Below are 17983 nucleotides of genomic sequence, written 5' to 3' on the forward strand. Positions count from 1 at the left end.
TCCCGCTGTTGCGGCGTGTTGCGCGCGGGTTCTGGTTACGCCTCGTCCGCAGCGCTGACCTGTAGCACGGCGGCCAGCTCGATCAGCTTGGCTTCGTGCTCGTTGGCGTGGTGCTGGCAGAAGAGCAGCTCGGCTCCGGAGGGCAGCGTGGCTCGTACGCGGGCGGCGGCACCGCACCGGTCGCATCGATCAGCCCGAGTCAGTTCGGGACTGGTCAGAGTCGCGTTCATGGGCTCCTCCGTTCTCGCGGGTCTGTCAAGTGTGTCAGACGCTCGGGCGTTCGGCGTTGTTCCCGGCTTCGGCTGTGTCGTGTCTCACCCTCGCGCGCTGAGGCAGGATCGAAGGCGTGAAGCACGCCGATGGGTTCGTTCACCTCTGCAGCGATCGGGAATGGGCGAGTGCGCAGGCGTCGGGTGCGCTGCGTCCGGAGTCGTTGAACAGGGTGGGCTTCGTGCATCTGTCGACGCCGCAGCAGGTCCATCTGCCCGCCAATCGGCTCTACCGGGGCCGCACAGATCTGGTGTTGCTGCAGGTGGACCCGGCCAAGGTGGGTGCGCCGGTGCGTTGGGAGCCGGGCGTGCCCGGCGATCCGGAGTCGATGCTTTTCCCGCACCTGTACGGGCCGTTGCCCGTCAGCGCGGTAATCGGTGTCACGCCGTATCGGCCGGGCCCGGACGGCGGGTTCGCCGTGGCCGATTGAGGTCGATCGGGGTGGTGGGTTTGGCCGCTGACACCCGGGTGAGTTCGCTACGGGCGAACACGGTTTGAGCCTTGTTGATCAGCACGGCCGGCACTCGCGGCCACGCGGCGGCGACGGCGTTGACGGCGTCGAGCACCGCGGGATCCAGGCCGGCATCGGCCGGCGCCGGGTGACCGTGGGACACCGCGCGCTTGAGCAGCGCGGTGAAAGTCTGCGACGACGCGGCATCGGGGGGCATGGTCGGCGATCCTACGCGGCGGCGCACCCGGCCGGCGGTCTAGACCGGCCGGGCCTCGATGATCGCGATCGGGCTCGTGGTGGGCACCACGCGCTGCAGCCGGAATCCCGCCCGGGACAGCAGCTCGGCGTATTCGCGTTGGGTGCGTTCCTGTCCGCCGGCGGCAACCAGCATCTCCAGGTCGAGCACCAGCCCCAGGTGGGCGGGCGCGCCCTCGGGCAGCACCATCTCGAACAGCAGCACCTTGCCGCCGGGAGCGATGGCGGCCCGGACATTGCGCAGAATCGTCAAGGACTGTTCGTCGTCCCAATCGTGGATGACGGTCTTGAGCAGATAGGTGTCGCCGCCGGTGGGGACAGAGTCGAAGAACGACCCACCCGTCAGATCGCAGCGCGACGCCACGTCCGCCAGCGTCGCGCCGGCGCCGGCGACCACCTGCGGCAGGTCGAACAGCACGCCCCGAGCGTCCGGCGCCTTACGCAGCACCGCGGCCAGCAGTGCGCCATGTCCGCCACCCACATCCACGATCAGCTTGCTGTTGCTGAAATCGTATGCGGGAACGGCACTTTCGATAGAGACGGCGGAAGCTCCCGTCATGGCGTCGTTGAAGACCTGCGCCAGTTCAGGGTCGGTGTCGGTGTAGTCGAAGAAGGACATTCCGCGAACCTTGCTGACGGCGGTCTCGCCCGTCCGTACGGAGTGCTCCAGGTTCGACCAGTGTTCCCGGTGCGCCGGGTGGCCGACGAAGGCGAGCATCGGGGCAACACTGTTGGGATTGTCTGAGACCAGAGCGCGCCCGGTGCGGGTCAAGGCGAAGCGGCCATCGCGGCGCAGTTTCAGCACCGAGTGGCTGGCGAGTGCTCGCATCAGCCGGTACGTGGCGCGAGGGTCGGTGCCCACTCGATGGGCGATCTCCTCGGCGGTCTGCGGGCCGTCACTGAGCGCATCGGCGATGCCGAGTCGCACCGCGGCAGCGAGCGCCTGGGTCAGCCATCCGCCGAAGCCCAGCTCGAGGATGGCCACGGGGGCGGGGACGGTGGCCTGGCGCAGCCGCTGCAGGCCACCACGAAACGCGTTGACGGCACTGAGAACTGCGGCCGGGGGAGTTTTGGCCATATCGGTGCGCGCTAGTCGAGGTAGTCGCGCAGGACCTGAGAGCGACTGGGGTGACGCAACTTCGACATCGTCTTCGACTCGATCTGACGGATGCGCTCGCGGGTGACGCCGTAGACCTGGCCGATCTCGTCAAGTGTGCGGGGCTGGCCGTCGGTGAGCCCGAACCGCAGTCGCACCACACCGGCTTCACGCTCCGAGAGCGTCTCGAGCACCGACTGCAGCTGATCCTGCAACAGGGTGAACGAGACGGCGTCCACGGCTACTACCGCCTCGGAGTCCTCGATGAAGTCGCCGAGCTGGGAGTCGCCCTCGTCGCCGATGGTCTGGTCCAGCGAGATCGGCTCCCGGGCGTACTGCTGGATCTCCAGCACCTTCTCCGGGGTGATGTCCATCTCCCGGGCGAGTTCCTCGGGGGTGGGTTCGCGGCCCAGGTCCTGCAGCAGCTCGCGCTGGATGCGGCCGAGCTTGTTGATCACCTCGACCATGTGCACCGGGATGCGGATGGTGCGTGCTTGGTCGGCCATGGCGCGGGTGATGGCCTGGCGGATCCACCAGGTGGCGTACGTGGAGAACTTGTAGCCCTTGGTGTAGTCGAACTTCTCCACGGCGCGGATCAGACCGAGGTTGCCTTCCTGGATCAGGTCCAGAAACGCCATCCCGCGGCCGGTGTAACGCTTGGCCAGCGAGACCACCAGCCGCAGGTTGGCCTCCAGCAGGTGGTTCTTGGCCCGGTCGCCGTCCCGGCAGATCCACGCCATGTCGCGCCGGTAGGCGACGGCCAGCTTCTCGCCCTTCTCGGTGTGCTCGGCCATCTTCTGGGTGGCGAACAGGCCGGCCTCGATCCGCTTGGCCAGCTCGACTTCCTCTTCGGCGTTGAGCAGCGCCACCTTGCCGATCTGCTTGAGGTAGGCGCGCACCGAGTCGGCCGAAGCGGTGAGCTCGGCGTCCTTGCGGGCCTGGCGCAGCGCTTCGGACTCCTCCTCGTCCCAGACGAAATCGCCTGAGGCCTTGTCCTTCTCGGAGGGCTCGGTGATCTCGTCCTCATCCTCGGCGGCCCCCTCGGTGGCCGCCGCGGCGGTGGCCGGGGCCTCGCCGTCGGCATCCACCACCGCGTCGGCCCCCAGGTCGTCCAGGCTCAGGTCGGCGTCGTCGATGTCGTCCTCACCGGGCTCACCGTCCAGCTCGGCATCGGTGTCCAGATCCTCGGCGGCAAGATCGAGGTCGGCGTTCTTGGCGCCTTTGGTGGCGGCGGCCTTCTTGGCCGGGCCGCGGGTCGACCGGGTCTTGGGTTTGGTGGCGCCGTCGTCGGTGCTCTTGGCGGCGGCGCTCTTGGCCGCCGGGCGGGCCGTCGTCTTGGCGGCCTTCTTGGCCGGGGCGGCCTTGGTGACGGCGCGTTTGGCCGGGCTCTTGGTGGCGGCCTTGGCAGCCGACTTGGCGGGCGCCTTGGCGGGCGCCTTGGTGGCACTCCGCTTCTTCGGCTCCTCAGTCGCCGGCTTTGCCTTGCTCGCTGCCACGTCCACCCCTTCGGTCGGACTGACTTTCGGTCGCAGGGCCGTGCGCAACCGAAAGTGTCGGGTTATGTCGAATGTGGCTCTATATCAGTTGGTGATCAACTGGGATAGTCGCCGCTATGGGTTAGGCGGCCGCCGCGGACCATTGTAACGACAGTCGGCGGCAGCAATCGCCGAGCGGGCGGATTCAGCGGGTGACGTCGGTGGCCGAGGCCATCGCGGCCCCGACGATTCCCGCGGTGTTCTGCAGGGTGGCGGCGACGACCGGAGTCCGGTTGCCCAGCAGCGGCACCCATTCGTCGGCTTTGCGACTGATGCCGCCGCCGACGATGATCAGGTCCGGACAGAGTGCGTTTTCGATGGCCACCAGCACCTTGGTCACCTGCTTGGACCATTTCTTCATGCTCCAGTTCTTGCGCTCCTTGACCGACGCGGCGGCCCGGTGCTCGGCTTCCTTGCCGCCGACGTCGATATGTCCGAGCTCGGTGTTGGGCAGCAGCTTTCCGTTGTGGATCACCGCCGAGCCGATCCCGGTGCCGAATGTGAGCAACACGACGACGCCGGTGTTGTCCTTGCCGGCTCCGAAGCGCTCCTCGGCCAGTCCGGCGGCGTCGGCGTCGTTGAGGATGACGACGGGCTGGCCGTCGAGTGCGGCCGCGATCGCCGACCGGGCGTTCACCCCGATCCAGGACTTGTCGACGTTGGCGGCGGTCCGCACGACGCCGTCGATCACCACGCCGGGATAGGTGACTCCCAGCGGGCCGGTCCAGCCGAAGTGCCGGACCACCGCGGCGACGGTCTCGGCGACCGCAGCCGGTGTCGCAGGGCTCGGCGTGGGCAGCTTGAACCGCTCGCCGATCAGCGCGCCGGTGTCGAGATCCACCACACCGCCCTTGATGCCGCTGCCGCCGACGTCGACGCCGAACCCCCGCCGCGGCGCCCTGGTGTCGCCGGCCCCACGAGTGGACGCCCCGGTCGAATCGGTCGGCTCAGTGCCGGTCATGCATCTTCCCTTCCGGGTCGGTGGTCAGCAGGTGCCGGAATGGATCTTGGTCAGCAGCGCCGGGTCGGGCAGTCCGGTGGCGTCCGGACGGAGCCCGGCCAGAGCCGCTTCGATGTCGTCGCTGTGGGCCAGGCTGACGAAGTCGCTTCCGACCGCCAGGTCGACGGAGTCGTCCGGGCGGTCGTCGCGGAACAGCTCGGTGCACGGGGCGACCAGCCAGAGGGCGGCCGCGGCGGCCCGTCCCGCCTCACCGAAGCGGATCTGGCCCTGGCAGTCCAGCCGGCCGTTGGCATAGACCGGGTCGTTGGCGGCGGTCGGCTGGGCGAACCCGTCGTCGCGAAGGGCGTCGGCGACGTCGGCGGCCTGCCCGGCCCGGCCGCTGGCGTTGAGGACGCGGGCCTTGATGTCGGCCAGTTTGGCCGGGATGGTGGCGACCATCGCGGCGCGCGGCACCTGGGTGCCGAGCCGCGGCTGGTCGGGCTCGGTGGGCGAAGGCGGGGCGTTGCACACCGCGACTTCGTGGACGTCGGCCGGTCGGGTCAGTGCCACCCCCCACGCCACAGCGGTCAGCAGTGCCAGCGCGGCCAGGGCGTAGGCGGCGGGTCTATAGTTACGCCGCCGGAACGGCAGACCATGCTTGTCGAACTCGGTGCCGGAAGTGATTTGCGCGACCACGTACGCACTCTAGAGGGCGCGCGAGCGAGCGATCACCGTGGTCAGGAAGATAATGTGACGCAAATCACAGTTGATCTGAGCGGGATCCGGGCACGAATCATTTGGTGGATGCGTTCGACGCTGGTACAAAGCTCGCGCAGGGTTACGAGGGGACTGAGGGGAGAAGACGATGGCTACCGACTACGACGCCCCGCGGCGCACCGAGACTGACGACGTTTCCGAGGATTCGCTTGAGGAACTCAAGGCCCGGCGGAACGAAGCGCAGTCCGCCGTGGTCGACGTCGACGAATCCGAATCAGCCGAGTCCTTCGAGCTGCCCGGCGCGGACCTGTCCGGCGAAGAGCTGTCGGTGCGCGTCATCCCCAAGCAGGCCGACGAATTCACCTGTTCGAGCTGTTTTCTGGTTCAGCACCGCAGCCGCTTGGCCAGCGAGAAGAACGGCGTGATGATCTGCACCGACTGCGCGGCCTGACCCGGACCGTCCCTCAACCCTGCAAGGCCGTCAACACCCGCTGCGGATGACGGCAGCTGATCAGCCAGTACGGTGTCGGGTCATCGGGATCATCGAGTACGACCAGCACCATCGGCCCCACCCAGCCGCGATGAACGACATACGCCGCCGGATCGAGTTGGCGGCCCAGCGCCGCCGATTTGGCTGACTGCGGAACCTCGGCGGCCCGGGCGATCACGCTCGCGGGTAGGTGTGCCTCACCGACCCACAGCTCGGCCTCGCCGGCGGTTTCGGTGACCCGCACCTGGATGCGGCCCAGCCACAGCAGGGCCGCCACGGTGATCGCGAAGAACACGGCGAAAGGCAGCCAGCCCGGCAGGCTGCGCAGGCCCAACCGGACCTCGTATGCCATCAGCCCGTTGCCCAGGAACCCCAGCGGCCACCACCACCACGGCACCCACAGCTGCTCGCGGTACCGCACGGTTTGCGGTGCCCGGTGGTTGAGGCGCGATCCAGACATCGGGCTAAGGGTAGTCTTGCGCCTCGTGTCGCCCAGTCTCGCGGTCGTCCGCCTTGATCCAGATCTGCCGCTGCCCAGCCGCGCCCACGCCGGCGACGCCGGCGTCGACCTCTACAGCGCGGTCGATGTCGAGCTGGGCCCGGGCCAGCGTGCCCTGGTACCCACCGGTATCGCGGTCGCGATTCCGTTGGGCATGGTCGGCTTGGTGCACCCCCGTTCGGGTTTGGCTGCACGGGTGGGGCTTTCGATCGTCAACAGCCCCGGAACGATCGACGCGGGCTATCGCGGTGAGGTTAAGGTGGCATTGATCAACCTGGACCCGGCGACGCCGATCGACATCCATCGAGGGGACCGGATCGCCCAGCTGGTGGTGCAGCGGGTCGAGCTACCGGAACTGGTCGAGGTGAGCTCGTTCGACGAGGCCGGACTGGCCGGAACCAGCCGTGGCGGTGACGGGCACGGCTCGTCGGGCGGACATGCGAGTTTGTGACAGCTCGTGACGGCAGAGTGACGAAGATGGGCGGCTGTGATGGCATTCGGTAGGGGCAAGCGCAAGGCGGACGACGAGCCGACGCGCGCCGAGCCGCAACCCGAGGACCTGGAGGAACTCGACGTGGAGTCGGGTGAGGACCTTGAGGGCCCGTTCGACATCGAGGATTTCGACGACCCCGAGGCGGCGACGACGGCGCGTCTGGACCTGGGTTCGGTGCTGGTGCCGATGCCCGCGGGTGCCCAGGTCCAGGTCGAACTGAGCGAGGCAGGCGTGCCCAGCGCGGTGTGGCTGGTGACGTCGAACGGCCGGTTCAACATCGCCGCCTACGCCGCGCCCAAGTCAGCGGGGCTGTGGCGCGAGGTGGCCGCCGAGCTGGCCGACGCACTGCGGCGCGACTCGGCGAGCGTCAGCGTCGTCGACGGCCCGTGGGGCCGCGAGGTGGCCGGATCGGCTACCGGCGCAGTCCGGTTCATCGGAGTCGACGGCTACCGCTGGATGGTGCGCTGCGTGGTCAACGGCCCCCACGAGTCGATGGAGGCGCTCACCGCGCAGGCGCGGGAGGCCCTGGCGGACACGGTGGTCCGTCGTGGCGACACCCCGCTGCCGGTGCGCACCCCGTTGCCGGTGCGACTGCCCGAGCCGATGGCCGAGCAGTTGCGGGCCGCCGCGGCTGCCCAGGCCGCCCGGGGCGCCGCGCCCGCCGGCCAGCAGCCGGCCGGGGGAGCCACGCCGGACGCCGGCGGCGATGTGCCGCCACCCGCGCCGACCGCTCGCCGCAGCGTGGAGGGATCCGCGATGCAGCAGTTGCGCACCATCACCGGCGGTTAGCGAGGCTCGACGAAGGAGAGGCGAAGCCGCCTGCAGGGCCGCCGCTAGATCAGGCCGTCCAGCGCCGTCAAACAGGCGGCGCCCAACGCGGCCGGGTCGGCGCCGATCTGTTCCAGGGTCACCGTGCACAGCGCCGCCCGCGGGGCGGCGGCCACCCATTCGGAGGCCGTCTGCAACGGGTGCACCGGGTCGTCGACGGCCGCGGTCACTGCCATCGGCGCCGCCAGGGCGGCCAATTCGGCGCGGGACGGTGCGACGTAGGCCGCAGCCTGCTCCAGGGCGTCGGGCAGCTGCGGCCACTGGGCGGTCCACGAGCGGGTCAGCTCGTCGGCGAGCCAGGCCGGGCTCGTGGCGCGCATCTGGGCCACCACCGCCGGCAGGCCCTCGCGGCGCAGCTGCGCGGCGCTGTAGCGGGCGGCTTGGGCGGCCGGAGCGGCATCGGGTGCGCCCGTCCAGGCGGGCAGTGCGGCCAGCACCGCGACCACCTGACCGGGGTGTTGCAGCGCCCACGCGGCGCCCACCGCCGCGCCGATCGACACGCCGCCGACGATGATCGGGCCGGAGCGGGCGGCGGCGTCCAGGGCCGCAAGATAGCCCGCGACGAGCTGTTCGGGTTGCGGGCGGTGCGCGACCAATTCGACGCCTACCTGCTGCAATGGGGCAGCGAACGCCCGGCGGATGTAGTCGTCGTCGGATCCGGTTCCCGGGAGCAGAACAGCCGTCACCCCGTGCAGATTCAATGCCACCCCTTGATCGTGCCGGGTGCAGCCCGACACCCCGACGGCCGGTGTGGCATTAGGTAATCAAGAGGTCTACCGTAGCGGGCGCACACAGTTGAGGGAGAAAGCATGGCTGCTCCGAAGGAGTACCTGCGCCGGCTGACTCGGCGATTGACCGAAGATCCTGAGTTGCGCGATGTCGAGGAGTTGTCCGACGAGGCGCTCAACACCGGCGCCCAGCGGGCCATCGACTGCGAACGCGGTCAAGAGGTCACGATGGTCGGAGTGCTGCGCAGCGTGGAAGCCAACGCCAAGGGGTGCGTGGGCGGGGTCCGCGCCGAGCTCTTCGACGGGACGGACACGGTGACGCTGGTGTGGTTGGGCCAGCGCCGCATTCCCGGAATCGACTCGGGCCGCACCCTGCGGGTGCACGGCCGGCTCGGAAAACTCGAAAGCGGCTCCAAAGCCATCTACAACCCCCACTACGAAATTCAGCAGTGACCGCCGGAGAACATCCGGCCGGAGCAGTGATGACTGACGACTTCGGACCGCAGGGCCCGCAGCGGCTGCTGGCCCAGATCGGCGGGCTCGCCGGGCTCATCTACTCGTCGCTGCCGATCGTGGTGTTCGTGCCGGCCTCCAGCGTCTTCGGGCTGCGGGTCGCCGTGGTGGCGGCGTTGGGCGTGGCGGCGGCGGTGCTGGTGTGGCGAATGGTCCGCCGGGAATCCACTCAGCCGGCGGTCTCCGGATTCTTCGGGGTGGCCGTCTGCGCCCTGATCGCCTATCTGATGGGCGACTCCAAGGGATATTTCCTGCTCGGGATCTGGACGTCGCTGGGGTGGGCGGTGGTATTCGCCGGCTCCATCCTGATCCGCCGGCCGGCGGTCGGCTACATCTGGAGCTGGGCCAGCGGGCAGGGCCCGGCCTGGCGCGAGCTGCGGGCGGCGATCTACGCCTACGACCTCGCGACGCTGACCTGGGTGCTGGTGTTCGGCTCCCGCTTCGTGGTGCAGCGGCTGCTCTACAACGCCGACCAGACCGGCTGGCTGGGGGTGGCGCGCATCGCCATGGGCTGGCCGCTGACCGCGCTGGCGGCGCTGGTGACCTACCTGGCGGTCAAATACGTGCAGCGGGCCCTGGATGCCCAGGACGCGCAGCCCGGCTCGGAGCCGGCAGAGGACTGCGAACCGCGGTCAGTGGGCCGGTAGCAACAGCTCGCGTAGTTCGGTCTCGACCCCGGTGGACGCGACGAACAGCAGTTCGTCGCCGCCCTCAAGAGGCTCGTCGTCCTGGGGCACGATCACCCGCGTCCCGCGCAGGATCGCCACCAGCGCGGCGTCGCGGGGCAGTGACAGCTTGCGCACCGGCTTGCCGCCCCACGGGGTGTCGTCGGGCAGGGTGATCTCCAGCAGGTTGGCCTGGCCCTTGCGGAACTCCATGAGCCGCACCAGATCCCCGACCGCGACCGCCTCCTCGACCAGCGAGGCCAACATGCGCGGCGTGGACACCGCCACGTCCACCCCCCAGGCGTCGGTGAACAGCCATTCGTTGCGGGGGTCGTTCACCCGGGCCACCACCCGGGGCACGGCGAACTCGGTCTTGGCCAGCAGCGACAACACCACGTTGACCTTGTCGTCGCCGGTGGCGGCGATGACGACGTCGAAATCCTCCAGGTGCACCGACTCCAGCAGGCTCAGCTCGCAGGCGTCGCCCAGATGCCATTGCGCGTCGGGGATGTCCTCGACGTCGATGTGGTCGGGGTTGCGCTCGAGCAGCGTCACCTGGTGGTCGCTGTCGAGCAGTTCCCGGGCGATCGACCGGCCGACGGCACCGGCCCCGGCCACCGCGACCTTCATGTGCGCCGCTCCTCAGCGCTCGCTCCGCAGGCTCCGCCAGCGTCTTCGTCGACGGCGTGCTTCATTTGTCCAGGTCCTCGCTGGGCGGCAGCGCGGCGATCGCGATCGCCTCGGCGACGCGGCCGGACACCGCGACGATGTAGACCTGGTCACTGGCCTGAATGACGGTCTTGGGCTCGGGCAGGATGCCGGTGCCGAAGCGGATCAGGAACGCCACGCGGGCGTTGACGGCGGCCTCCAGGTCGGTGACGGGGCGACCGATCCAGTCCTCGTGCAGCACGACCTCGGCAACGGCGACGGTGCCGGTCGGGTCACGCCACTTGGTGGTCTCGCTCTCGCGGGTCAGGGCGTCGAGCAGCCGGTCGGTGGTCCAGGGCACGGTGGCGATGGTGGGAATCCCGAGGCGTTCGTAAACCGCGGCCCGCTTGGCGTCATAGATACGGGCCACCACGCGCGCCACGCCGAACGTCTCGCGGGCCAGCCGCGCGGCGATGATGTTGGAGTTGTCACCCGAGGACACCGCGGCGAAGGCCCCGGCCTCCTCGATCCCGGCGCGCAGCAGCACGTCGCGGTCGAAACCCATGCCCAGCACCCGTTCGCCGCTGAACTCCGGGCTGAGCCGGTTGAACGCGGCGGCGTCACGGTCGATGATGGCGACCTCGTGGCCGATCCGGGACAGCCCGTCTGCCACCGAGGCCCCCACCCGGCCGCATCCCATCACAACTACCCGCACGTGCACGGTCCTTTCGGCTGGTTTCGGCTGGCTGTCGCCCGCAGTAGTGCCCGTATTCGTTGAACGCTACCGCCAGCGCCGGCCTGGCTTACCCTTGGCTCTCGTGTCGAAGATTTCCACCGCTGCTCGCCGGCTGCTTCTGGGTCGGCCGTTTCGCAGCGACCGGCTCAGCCAGACGCTGCTGCCCAAGCGCGTCGCGCTGCCGGTGTTCGCCTCCGACGCGCTGTCCTCGGTGGCCTACGGCCCCGAAGAGGTCTTCCTGGTGTTGTCGGTGGCGGGTATCGCGGCCTACCGGATGACGCCGTGGGTCGGCCTGGCGGTGGCGTTCGTATTCATCACGGTGGTGGCCTCTTATCGCCAGAACGTGCACGCCTACCCCTCGGGTGGCGGGGACTACGAGGTGGTCACCACCAACCTGGGCGCCCAGGCGGGACTGACGGTGGCCAGTGCACTGATGGTGGATTACGTTCTGACCGTTGCCGTCTCGATCTCAGCGGGTGTCGCCAACATCGGTTCGGCAATTCCGTTCATCGCCGATCACAAGGTCGCGTTCGCGGTGGGGACCGTCGTCGTGGTGGCCGCGGCCAATCTGCGCGGCATCCGCGAATCCGGTACCGCGTTCGCCGTCCCGACGTATGCGTTCATGATCGGAGTCTTCGCGATGCTGGGCTGGGGGCTGTTCCAGATCTTCGTGCTGGACCATCCGCTTCAGGCCGAGTCGGCCGCGTTCAAGATCCATTCGGCGCACGGCGAAGTGGTCGGCGTGGCCCTGGTGTTCCTGGTGGCGAAATCGTTCTCGTCGGGGTGTGCGGCGCTGACCGGGGTGGAGGCGATCAGCAACGGCGTTCCGGCGTTCCGTAAACCCAAGTCGCGCAATGCGGCCACCACGCTGTTGATGCTGGGCGTCATCGCGGTGACCATGATGATGGGCATCATCGTGCTGGCCCGCCAGACCGGGGTGAAGATCGCCGCGCGCCCGCACGAACAGCTGATCGGGGCACCGGCGGACTACGACCAGAAGACCCTGCTGGCTCAGCTGGCCGAGACGGTGTTCCGCGGCTTTCCGCCGGGCCTGTGGATCATCGCCGGCGTGACCGCGCTGATCCTGGCACTGGCCGCCAACACCGCGTTCAACGGCTTCCCGGTGCTGGGGTCGATACTGGCGCAGGACCGGTATCTGCCGCGTCAGCTGCACACCCGCGGCGACCGGCTGGCGTTCTCCAACGGGATCGTTTTCCTGGCGGTGGTGGCCATCGCTTTCATCGTGGCTTTCGGCGCCGAGGTCACCGCACTGATCCAGCTCTACATCGTCGGGGTGTTCGTCTCGTTCACGTTGAGCCAGATCGGCATGGTCCGGCACTGGAACCGATTGCTGCGCACCGAAACCGACCGCGCGGCCCGAGTCAAGATGATGCGCTCCCGGGTGGTCAACACCATCGGGTTCGTGGCCACCGGGACGGTGTTGATCGTGGTGATCGCCACCAAGTTCGCGGCCGGCGCCTGGATCGCGATCGTGGTGATGTCGGTGCTGTTCGCCATGATGAAGATGATCCGCCGGCACTACGACACCGTTGCCCAGGAGCTGGCTGAACAGTCCGCCGCCCTCGACGATCAGGCGGTGCTACCCAGCCGCAACCACGCCCTGGTATTGGTTTCCAAGCTGCACCTGCCCACCCGCCGCGCGCTGGCCTATGCGCGCGCGACCCGCCCGGACACCCTGGAGGCGATCACCGTCAACGTCGATGACACCGAGACCCGCGCCCTGGTCCGCGAGTGGGAGGACAGTGAGATCACCGTGCCGCTCAAGGTGATCGCCTCGCCCTACCGTGAGGTCACCCGGCCGGTGCTGGAGTACGTCCGACGCATCAGCAAGGAGTCGCCGCGCACCGTGGTGACCGTCTACATCCCCGAATATGTGGTGGGCCACTGGTGGGAACAGGTGCTGCACAACCAGAGTGCGTTGCGGCTCAAGACCCGGCTGCTGTTCATGCCGCAGGTGATGGTGACCTCGGTGCCCTGGCAGCTCAACTCCTCGGAACGGCGCAAGGTGCTGGCGCCGCACCACGCCCCCGGTGACACCCGGAGAGGCTTCATGGAGTGATCGACCAGGAGTTGACACTGGTGACGGGGTCACCGGCGAACGGGGGCAGTTGTGTTGCGCGCCACGACGGCCGGGTGGTCTTCGTGCGCTACGCGCTGCCCGGCGAGCGGGTGCGGGCCCGGATCACCGCCGAGCGCGGCTCGTATTGGCACGCCGAATGCGTGGAGGTGCTCGAACCGGCGGAGGGCCGGGTCGCCTCGCTGTGCCCGATCGCCGGCGTCGGCGGTGCCGGCTGCTGTGATCTGGCGTTCGCCGACCCGGCCGTGGCACGGGCGCTCAAGGGTGAGGTGGTGTCCAACCAGCTGGCCCGGCTCGGCGGCCAGGACTGGCAGGGCGAGGCCGAAGCGCTGGGCGAGGGCGGCCCGACCGGCTGGCGCAGCCGGGTGCGGCTGGAGGTCGGCGCCGACGGGCGGGCCGGATTCCACCGGTACCACAGCGATGAGCTGGTCACTGACCTGCGGTGCGGGCAGTTGCCCGCCGGGATGATCAAGGGATTGGCCGAGCAGACCTGGCGGCCCGGCGACCACGTCCATGTGGTGGCCGACGACGACGGCGTCCGGCACGTGGTGAGCACCGGTCGTGATCACCGCCCGCAGGTGCACGAGGGCGACTATCACTCCACGCAGTGGGTCGGCCGGCGGCGCTGGCAGATCCCGGTGACCGCGTTCTGGCAGGCGCACCGGCAGGCGGCCGCGCTCTACAGCGCCCTGATCGCCGACTGGGCGGCGCCGGAAGCGGGCATGACCGCCTGGGATCTCTACGGCGGGGCCGGGATCTTCGCCGCGGCACTGGCCGAGGCGGTGGGGGAGTCCGGCCGGGTGATCAGCGTCGACACCTCCCGGGCCGCCACCGGCGCGGCCCGGGCCGCCCTGGCCGACCTGCCGCAGGTGTCGGTGCGCACCGACTCGGTGCGCCGGGCCCTCGGGGCTGAGCAGGCCGGCGCGGATGTCGCGGTGCTGGACCCGCCGCGCGCCGGCGCCGGACGTGAGGTGATCGAGGCGCTGGCGGCAGCAGGGGTGCCTCGGCTTGTGCACATCGGTTGTGAGGCAGCATCTTTCGCCCGCGACATCGGCCTGTACCGCGGGCAGGGGTATGCCGTGGAGCAGATCCGGGTGTTCGACGCATTCCCGCTCACCCACCACGTGGAGTGCGTCGCGCTGCTAATCCGCTGACCGGGTGCCGGCCCTGCACCACGGGGGCGTACGTAGCGCCGCGCACATGGAGTTCGTCAGCGGGAGATCGTGCGTCCGGCGGGCGGGTACGACGCGCCCTGGTTCGGGCTTGCGTCCACCGTGAGTCGCGCGCCATTATGAATGGCAATGCGATTCTCATTTGGAGAATTTTATACGATTAATGATCGAATTTGTAAATCTCTCCAAAACAGGATAAATCGCAGGTTGGAATGCCCTCCATGTGTTGTATGGAGGTAGTTACCTGCATCTCTTTCTTGACGTCAACACGGGGCTGGTTCAGACTATGCGAATGCGCGGCGCCTTGACCGGAAATATGATCGCCAAGCAACAGCGCGGGCGCCATGGGTTGCACGTCATGCCGCCCGCACCGAGGGCTCGCCATGCATCGAAGGCCCGGGGGGGTACGGACGTGGTTCAGGTCGTTTCGGGTGTAGCGGTCGCGGGGATCGAGTCGATGCGGACCGACGGGTTGCTTCGAGGTGTCTTGGCGACGGGTCGGATGGCTGCCCGGCAGTCGGTTGACACCATCCGCGCCAGGCGGGTCGCAATCGCCGTAAACGCCTGCGTAACCGTGGTGTTCGTTGTTGCCGGCGGGCCCGGGTTCGGTCCTGACGGACCGCTTTCGGTGGCAGGTGATGTGACCACGACGGCTCAGTCGGGTGCTGGCGGGCAGGGGCGCGCCACCGTGGCGGCCGAGCCCGCCGACGCCGGTCCCGAGGGGCAGGGGCACGCCACCGTGGCGGCCGAGCCCGCTGGTGGTCCCGACCGGCACCCGGCACAACATCTGCCGTATCGGAACACCACGGCAGAAGCGCCTGGCGGGTCGGGTGTCATCTCTGAGCTGAGCGAATTCTATTCCGAATATGCGGCGGTCGAACTAGACCGGCAGCGTAAAATCAGTCCGCAGCAGATTACCGCTGCGGAGGCGTCATCCATTCAGCCGTACGCGGCGCCCGAGAGTGTCCCGGTCCGGCAACTGGCGGCCGAACCGGAATCCGTTGCCGAGCCGGCGGAGGTGTACGTGCCGGATGGCGGTGAGAAGATCGTGGCCGATTCACCTGCCGAAGAACAGGTAGCACCGTCGGATCCTCAACCGGACGTGAACGTGTCAGATCGGCAGAACGAGAACCCGGCGGCTCCACCGAAGGACTCGGAGTAGGCGAAGGGTGCTACGCGCCGTGCATCGACGGCACAGTCTGTGGCGAATCCCGTCTCACGGAGTTCAACCGGCAGGGATTGTGACGCGGTCCGGTCACGGCGAACGAATCACGATGTGACCATGCGGTAGGAAGCGGAGATCCATGACTCAGACCGTTCTGGCATACCTTCCCAGCCCCTCGCAGGGTGTCTGGCACCTGGGGCCGCTGCCGATCCGTGCCTACACGCTGTTGGTGATTGCCGGAATCGTGGTAGCGGCCAGGATCGGTGAGCGGCGATGGGCGGACCGGGGTGGTGCACCCGGAGCCGTCTACGACGTCGCACTATGGGCGATTCCGTTCGGCCTGATCGGAGGTCGTCTCTACCACGTCGCGACGGATTGGCGGACATATTTCGGCACCGGGGGTGCGGGTTTCGGTGCGACGCTGCGGGTGTGGGCCGGCGGACTGGGGATCTGGGGCGTGATCGCGATGGGCGGGGTCGGGGCGTGGATCGCGTGCCGGCGTCGTGGCGTATCGACGGCCGGCGTTGCCGATGCCGTGGCCCCGGGCATCGCACTCGCACAGGCGATCGGGCGGATCGGCAACTACTTCAATCAGGAATTCTTCGGTCGTGCAACCGACCTGCCATGGGGACTGGCGATCTTTTCCCGAGAGGATTCCGCCGGGTTCGTCGACGTACATGCGGTCAACGGGGTCTCGACCGGCGAGGTGGCGCTGGTGGTGCATCCGATATTCCTCTACGAATTACTTTGGGACGTAATAGTCTTCGTTTTCCTGATCAAACTCGATCGCCGGGTTCGATTGGCGCCGGGCGTACTGTTCGTGTGCTATGTGGCTTCCTATGCGTTCGGCCGGTTCTGCGTACTGTTGCTGCGTGGAGATGGCGTCGCCGAGGGCGCGATCGGGATGGACACCGTTGTCTCACTGTTCATCTTCCTGGTGGCGACGACTTACCTCGTCATCAACCGGGGCACCCTCAGGATCCTGAGATCGCCGGAGGCCGTCGGGCGCGGGACGCGAAGCACCGCAGCACATACCGTCCGGCCGGTCGAAGCCGTGGCTGCGGCCGCCGTCGAGGAGACCGCCGAACAGCGCGTTGCCGCGGCTGTGGCGCATGCCAAGAGTGCGCAGCAGGTGGCGCGGGACGCGGAGTCGGAACTCGCCGCCCGAATGGCACGTGCCGCGAAGGCAAAACAGATCCTGGCCGAGACAACAGCGGCCATCACAACGAGTGCGGCCGCCCTCGTGCATGCGCGCGAAGGCGCACGAGATGCCTTGGCACACGCGGAGACCGAACTCACCGGTCGGCTGGAAGCAATGCAGGCGGCTGTTCGTGCCCGCGACGACGCCGAAGCCCGTCTCGCCACGTGCGACAGTGAGGCCGCGCTACTCGCGGACGTGGTCACGTATGCGGCAGCGGCCGGAGCCGTCGCAGAAGCGGCGCGGTTCGCGGCCGAAAGCGCGCACTCGGACGCCCTCGAGCGTGTGGCGACGGCACGAGAATCCCTGGCGGCCAACATAACCGCACTGGAGACAGCGGATGCGGCGGTCGCCGATGCCGAGACCGGAGTCGAGGCGGCCAAGCAGAAACTGCGTGACGCCGAAGCGGCGATCGCCGAGGCCGCCGCTGAAGTCGAGGCGGCGGAGCGGTCGTACCGTGACGCCGAGGCGACGATTCCCGAGGCGGCGGCCCGGGTGGAAGCGGCGAAACGGGCGGCACGCGATGCCGCGGCCGAGGCTGACAAGGCTGTCGCAGCTGCTGAACTCGAGACCGCTCGGCGTGCGGTAGAAGAAGCCGAGGCCGCGGCCGCAGCGTGTGCCGCGGCTACCGACGCTGCCCGGCGATCGTTGGTTGAAGCGCAGGCGGCAGCTGTCGAGGTGGCGGCAGATGCCGCGGAGATCATCGCGGCTGCAACGAAGCGGGCCGACGACGCCAAGGCTGCGGTCGAGAATGCCAAGCTCGCAGTCAAACAGGCCGCCGCGGATCTGGCCGCCCGCACCGCGCAAGTGAAGAGCGTGCGCCGCGCCCTCGTGGAACTCGACGCGGCCCGTATCGCGGACGGCGGCGGGGACGAGCCCGAATCGGGTGGGGACGCCGGGCCGGCGGCGAGTGCGCGATCGGCCCAGCAGATCGATGTCGCCGGATGCGAAGTACAGGAGGCGGAGACGGACGCCGCCGCGTGTGCTGCCGAAGCCCAGGCTCTGATGGAAGTCGTCAGGCGTGCGGCAGAAGCCGGCCCGATCGCCGCGAAGGCACGAGGGGCGGCCGAAGCTGCGCATCGGGAAGCGGAGGAACGTCTTGCACAGGCGCGTGAGCGCGTCGAAGCAGCGCGGAACGCGTTGCGTGGCGCGGCGAACTGCGATCAAGGCGCATCCGCGAGTGCAGCTCCTCCCCGCGCTTCGGACGCTGAGACGTTGCTCGGTGCCGGTGTCGGAGGGTGAACTCCGGCCTGCCGCCCGAGGGCGGTTCATAGCGCCCCACAAAAAACATGTGACGCTTTGGAGGTTTGGCTGAACGTGTTGTTTTGGCTGTCGTTGACGCAGGTCACTCACCTAGGCTCGGCCTCGAACAGTCACACTTCGGGACATTGTGACGACATCAATGGGAAACGACAGTCGGGGGGCGAGTAGTGCTCGGATCGGGGTCTTGGCGCTCGGTGGAGCGGGAATCATCTCCCCGGCTGAT

General features: G+C 68.7%; 20 protein-coding genes. 10 read left to right on the forward strand and 10 right to left on the reverse strand.

What is annotated here, in order from left to right; translation table 11 throughout:
- Positions 1–35: 35 nt before the first annotated feature.
- Complete coding sequence (locus G6N23_RS08195; RefSeq protein ID WP_085260468.1) at positions 36–230, reverse strand: DUF7455 domain-containing protein; 195 nt, start codon at positions 228–230, stop codon at positions 36–38.
- Positions 231–346: 116 nt separating this feature from the next.
- Between G6N23_RS08195 and G6N23_RS08200 the strand changes: the two genes are divergently transcribed.
- Positions 347–700, forward strand: a complete 354-nt coding sequence (locus G6N23_RS08200; RefSeq protein WP_085260469.1) for a DUF952 domain-containing protein — start codon at positions 347–349, stop codon at positions 698–700.
- Here G6N23_RS08200 and G6N23_RS08205 read toward each other — a convergent pair.
- From G6N23_RS08205 to cei, 5 genes are all read right to left on the reverse strand, one after another.
- The gene (locus G6N23_RS08205) at positions 651–938 is read right to left on the reverse strand and encodes a hypothetical protein (RefSeq protein ID WP_085260470.1); all 288 of its coding nucleotides are present in this window, start codon (positions 936–938) and stop codon (positions 651–653) included. The two genes, G6N23_RS08200 and G6N23_RS08205, sit on opposite strands and share 50 nt — an antisense overlap.
- 39 nt (positions 939–977) lie before the next feature.
- Positions 978–2054: a methyltransferase gene (locus G6N23_RS08210; RefSeq protein ID WP_085260471.1), complete on the reverse strand. Its 1077-nt coding sequence runs from the start codon at positions 2052–2054 to the stop codon at positions 978–980.
- A gap of 11 nt (positions 2055–2065) precedes the next feature.
- On the reverse strand, positions 2066–3604 hold the full coding sequence (locus G6N23_RS08215) for an RNA polymerase sigma factor (RefSeq protein ID WP_275991659.1): 1539 nt from the start codon (positions 3602–3604) through the stop codon (positions 2066–2068).
- Positions 3605–3752: 148 nt separating this feature from the next.
- Positions 3753–4568 carry a polyphosphate--glucose phosphotransferase gene (gene ppgK / locus G6N23_RS08220; protein WP_085260473.1) on the reverse strand — a complete coding sequence of 272 codons (816 nt, stop codon included), beginning with the start codon at positions 4566–4568 and terminating at the stop codon, positions 3753–3755.
- 24 nt (positions 4569–4592) lie between these two features.
- Entirely contained in the window at positions 4593–5243 is a 651-nt protein-coding gene (cei, locus tag G6N23_RS08225; protein ID WP_085260474.1) for an envelope integrity protein Cei, read from the reverse strand.
- A gap of 169 nt (positions 5244–5412) precedes the next feature.
- On the opposite strand from cei, the gene G6N23_RS08230 reads away from it, so the two are divergent.
- The gene (locus G6N23_RS08230; protein WP_019738982.1) at positions 5413–5715 is read left to right on the forward strand and encodes a DUF4193 domain-containing protein; all 303 of its coding nucleotides are present in this window, start codon (positions 5413–5415) and stop codon (positions 5713–5715) included.
- Between the two features lie 13 nt (positions 5716–5728).
- Here G6N23_RS08230 and G6N23_RS08235 read toward each other — a convergent pair whose 3' ends face one another.
- Positions 5729–6214 (reverse strand): DUF3093 domain-containing protein, encoded by a 486-nt coding sequence (locus G6N23_RS08235; RefSeq protein WP_085260475.1) that lies wholly within the window; start codon positions 6212–6214, stop codon positions 5729–5731.
- 25 nt (positions 6215–6239) lie between these two features.
- Between G6N23_RS08235 and dut the strand changes: the two genes are divergently transcribed.
- Together dut and G6N23_RS08245 are read left to right on the forward strand one after the other, a co-directional pair.
- Positions 6240–6704: a dUTP diphosphatase gene (dut, locus tag G6N23_RS08240; protein WP_085260476.1), complete on the forward strand. Its 465-nt coding sequence runs from the start codon at positions 6240–6242 to the stop codon at positions 6702–6704.
- 39 nt (positions 6705–6743) lie between these two features.
- On the forward strand, positions 6744–7535 hold the full coding sequence (locus G6N23_RS08245; protein ID WP_085260477.1) for a DUF3710 domain-containing protein: 792 nt from the start codon (positions 6744–6746) through the stop codon (positions 7533–7535).
- A 44-nt stretch (positions 7536–7579) separates the two neighbouring features.
- Here the strand turns inward: G6N23_RS08245 and G6N23_RS08250 are convergent, their stop codons facing one another.
- Entirely contained in the window at positions 7580–8281 is a 702-nt protein-coding gene (locus tag G6N23_RS08250; protein ID WP_085260565.1) for an alpha/beta hydrolase family protein, read from the reverse strand.
- Positions 8282–8383: 102 nt separating this feature from the next.
- Here G6N23_RS08250 and G6N23_RS08255 point away from each other — a divergent pair, with 102 nt between their 5' ends.
- The gene (locus tag G6N23_RS08255; protein WP_085260478.1) at positions 8384–8755 is read left to right on the forward strand and encodes an OB-fold nucleic acid binding domain-containing protein; all 372 of its coding nucleotides are present in this window, start codon (positions 8384–8386) and stop codon (positions 8753–8755) included.
- 29 nt (positions 8756–8784) lie between these two features.
- Positions 8785–9462 carry a DUF3159 domain-containing protein gene (locus tag G6N23_RS08260; protein ID WP_085260566.1) on the forward strand — a complete coding sequence of 226 codons (678 nt, stop codon included), beginning with the start codon at positions 8785–8787 and terminating at the stop codon, positions 9460–9462.
- Here the strand turns inward: G6N23_RS08260 and G6N23_RS08265 are convergent.
- Entirely contained in the window at positions 9448–10110 is a 663-nt protein-coding gene (locus G6N23_RS08265) for a potassium channel family protein (protein WP_085260479.1), read from the reverse strand. The genes G6N23_RS08260 and G6N23_RS08265 overlap by 15 nt on opposite strands.
- Positions 10111–10171: 61 nt before the next feature.
- Positions 10172–10843, reverse strand: coding sequence for a potassium channel family protein (locus G6N23_RS08270; RefSeq protein WP_085260567.1), 672 nt, complete (start codon positions 10841–10843; stop codon positions 10172–10174).
- A gap of 103 nt (positions 10844–10946) precedes the next feature.
- Between G6N23_RS08270 and G6N23_RS08275 the strand changes: the two genes are divergently transcribed.
- From G6N23_RS08275 to G6N23_RS08290, 4 genes are all read left to right on the forward strand, one after another.
- A complete protein-coding gene (locus G6N23_RS08275; RefSeq protein WP_085260480.1) occupies positions 10947–12944 on the forward strand; it encodes an APC family permease in 1998 nt (665 codons plus the stop codon).
- Entirely contained in the window at positions 12941–14116 is a 1176-nt protein-coding gene (locus G6N23_RS08280) for a class I SAM-dependent RNA methyltransferase (protein ID WP_085260481.1), read from the forward strand. Before G6N23_RS08275 ends, G6N23_RS08280 begins: the two co-directional genes overlap by 4 nt.
- A gap of 430 nt (positions 14117–14546) precedes the next feature.
- Entirely contained in the window at positions 14547–15296 is a 750-nt protein-coding gene (locus G6N23_RS08285) for a prolipoprotein diacylglyceryl transferase (protein ID WP_085260482.1), read from the forward strand.
- Between the two features lie 142 nt (positions 15297–15438).
- Entirely contained in the window at positions 15439–17739 is a 2301-nt protein-coding gene (locus G6N23_RS08290) for a prolipoprotein diacylglyceryl transferase family protein (RefSeq protein ID WP_085260483.1), read from the forward strand.
- Positions 17740–17983 lie beyond the last annotated feature (244 nt).

The organism is Mycolicibacter terrae, assembly GCF_010727125.1.
Lineage (GTDB): Bacteria > Actinomycetota > Actinomycetes > Mycobacteriales > Mycobacteriaceae > Mycobacterium > Mycobacterium terrae.

What these genes read in the sequence shown, in the direction of transcription:
- ppgK (WP_085260473.1), bottom strand. Translation starts at nt 4,568, where the DNA reads ATGACCGGCACTGAGCCGACCGATTCGACCGGGGCGTCCACTCGTGGG.
- G6N23_RS08230 (WP_019738982.1), top strand. Translation starts at nt 5,413, where the DNA reads ATGGCTACCGACTACGACGCCCCGCGGCGCACCGAGACTGACGACGTT.
- G6N23_RS08265 (WP_085260479.1), bottom strand. Translation starts at nt 10,110, where the DNA reads ATGAAGGTCGCGGTGGCCGGGGCCGGTGCCGTCGGCCGGTCGATCGCC.
- G6N23_RS08235 (WP_085260475.1), bottom strand. Translation starts at nt 6,214, where the DNA reads ATGTCTGGATCGCGCCTCAACCACCGGGCACCGCAAACCGTGCGGTAC.
- G6N23_RS08290 (WP_085260483.1), top strand. Translation starts at nt 15,439, where the DNA reads ATGACTCAGACCGTTCTGGCATACCTTCCCAGCCCCTCGCAGGGTGTC.
- G6N23_RS08260 (WP_085260566.1), top strand. Translation starts at nt 8,785, where the DNA reads ATGACTGACGACTTCGGACCGCAGGGCCCGCAGCGGCTGCTGGCCCAG.
- G6N23_RS08195 (WP_085260468.1), bottom strand. Translation starts at nt 230, where the DNA reads ATGAACGCGACTCTGACCAGTCCCGAACTGACTCGGGCTGATCGATGC.
- G6N23_RS08210 (WP_085260471.1), bottom strand. Translation starts at nt 2,054, where the DNA reads ATGGCCAAAACTCCCCCGGCCGCAGTTCTCAGTGCCGTCAACGCGTTT.
- G6N23_RS08255 (WP_085260478.1), top strand. Translation starts at nt 8,384, where the DNA reads ATGGCTGCTCCGAAGGAGTACCTGCGCCGGCTGACTCGGCGATTGACC.
- G6N23_RS08245 (WP_085260477.1), top strand. Translation starts at nt 6,744, where the DNA reads ATGGCATTCGGTAGGGGCAAGCGCAAGGCGGACGACGAGCCGACGCGC.
- G6N23_RS08205 (WP_085260470.1), bottom strand. Translation starts at nt 938, where the DNA reads ATGCCCCCCGATGCCGCGTCGTCGCAGACTTTCACCGCGCTGCTCAAG.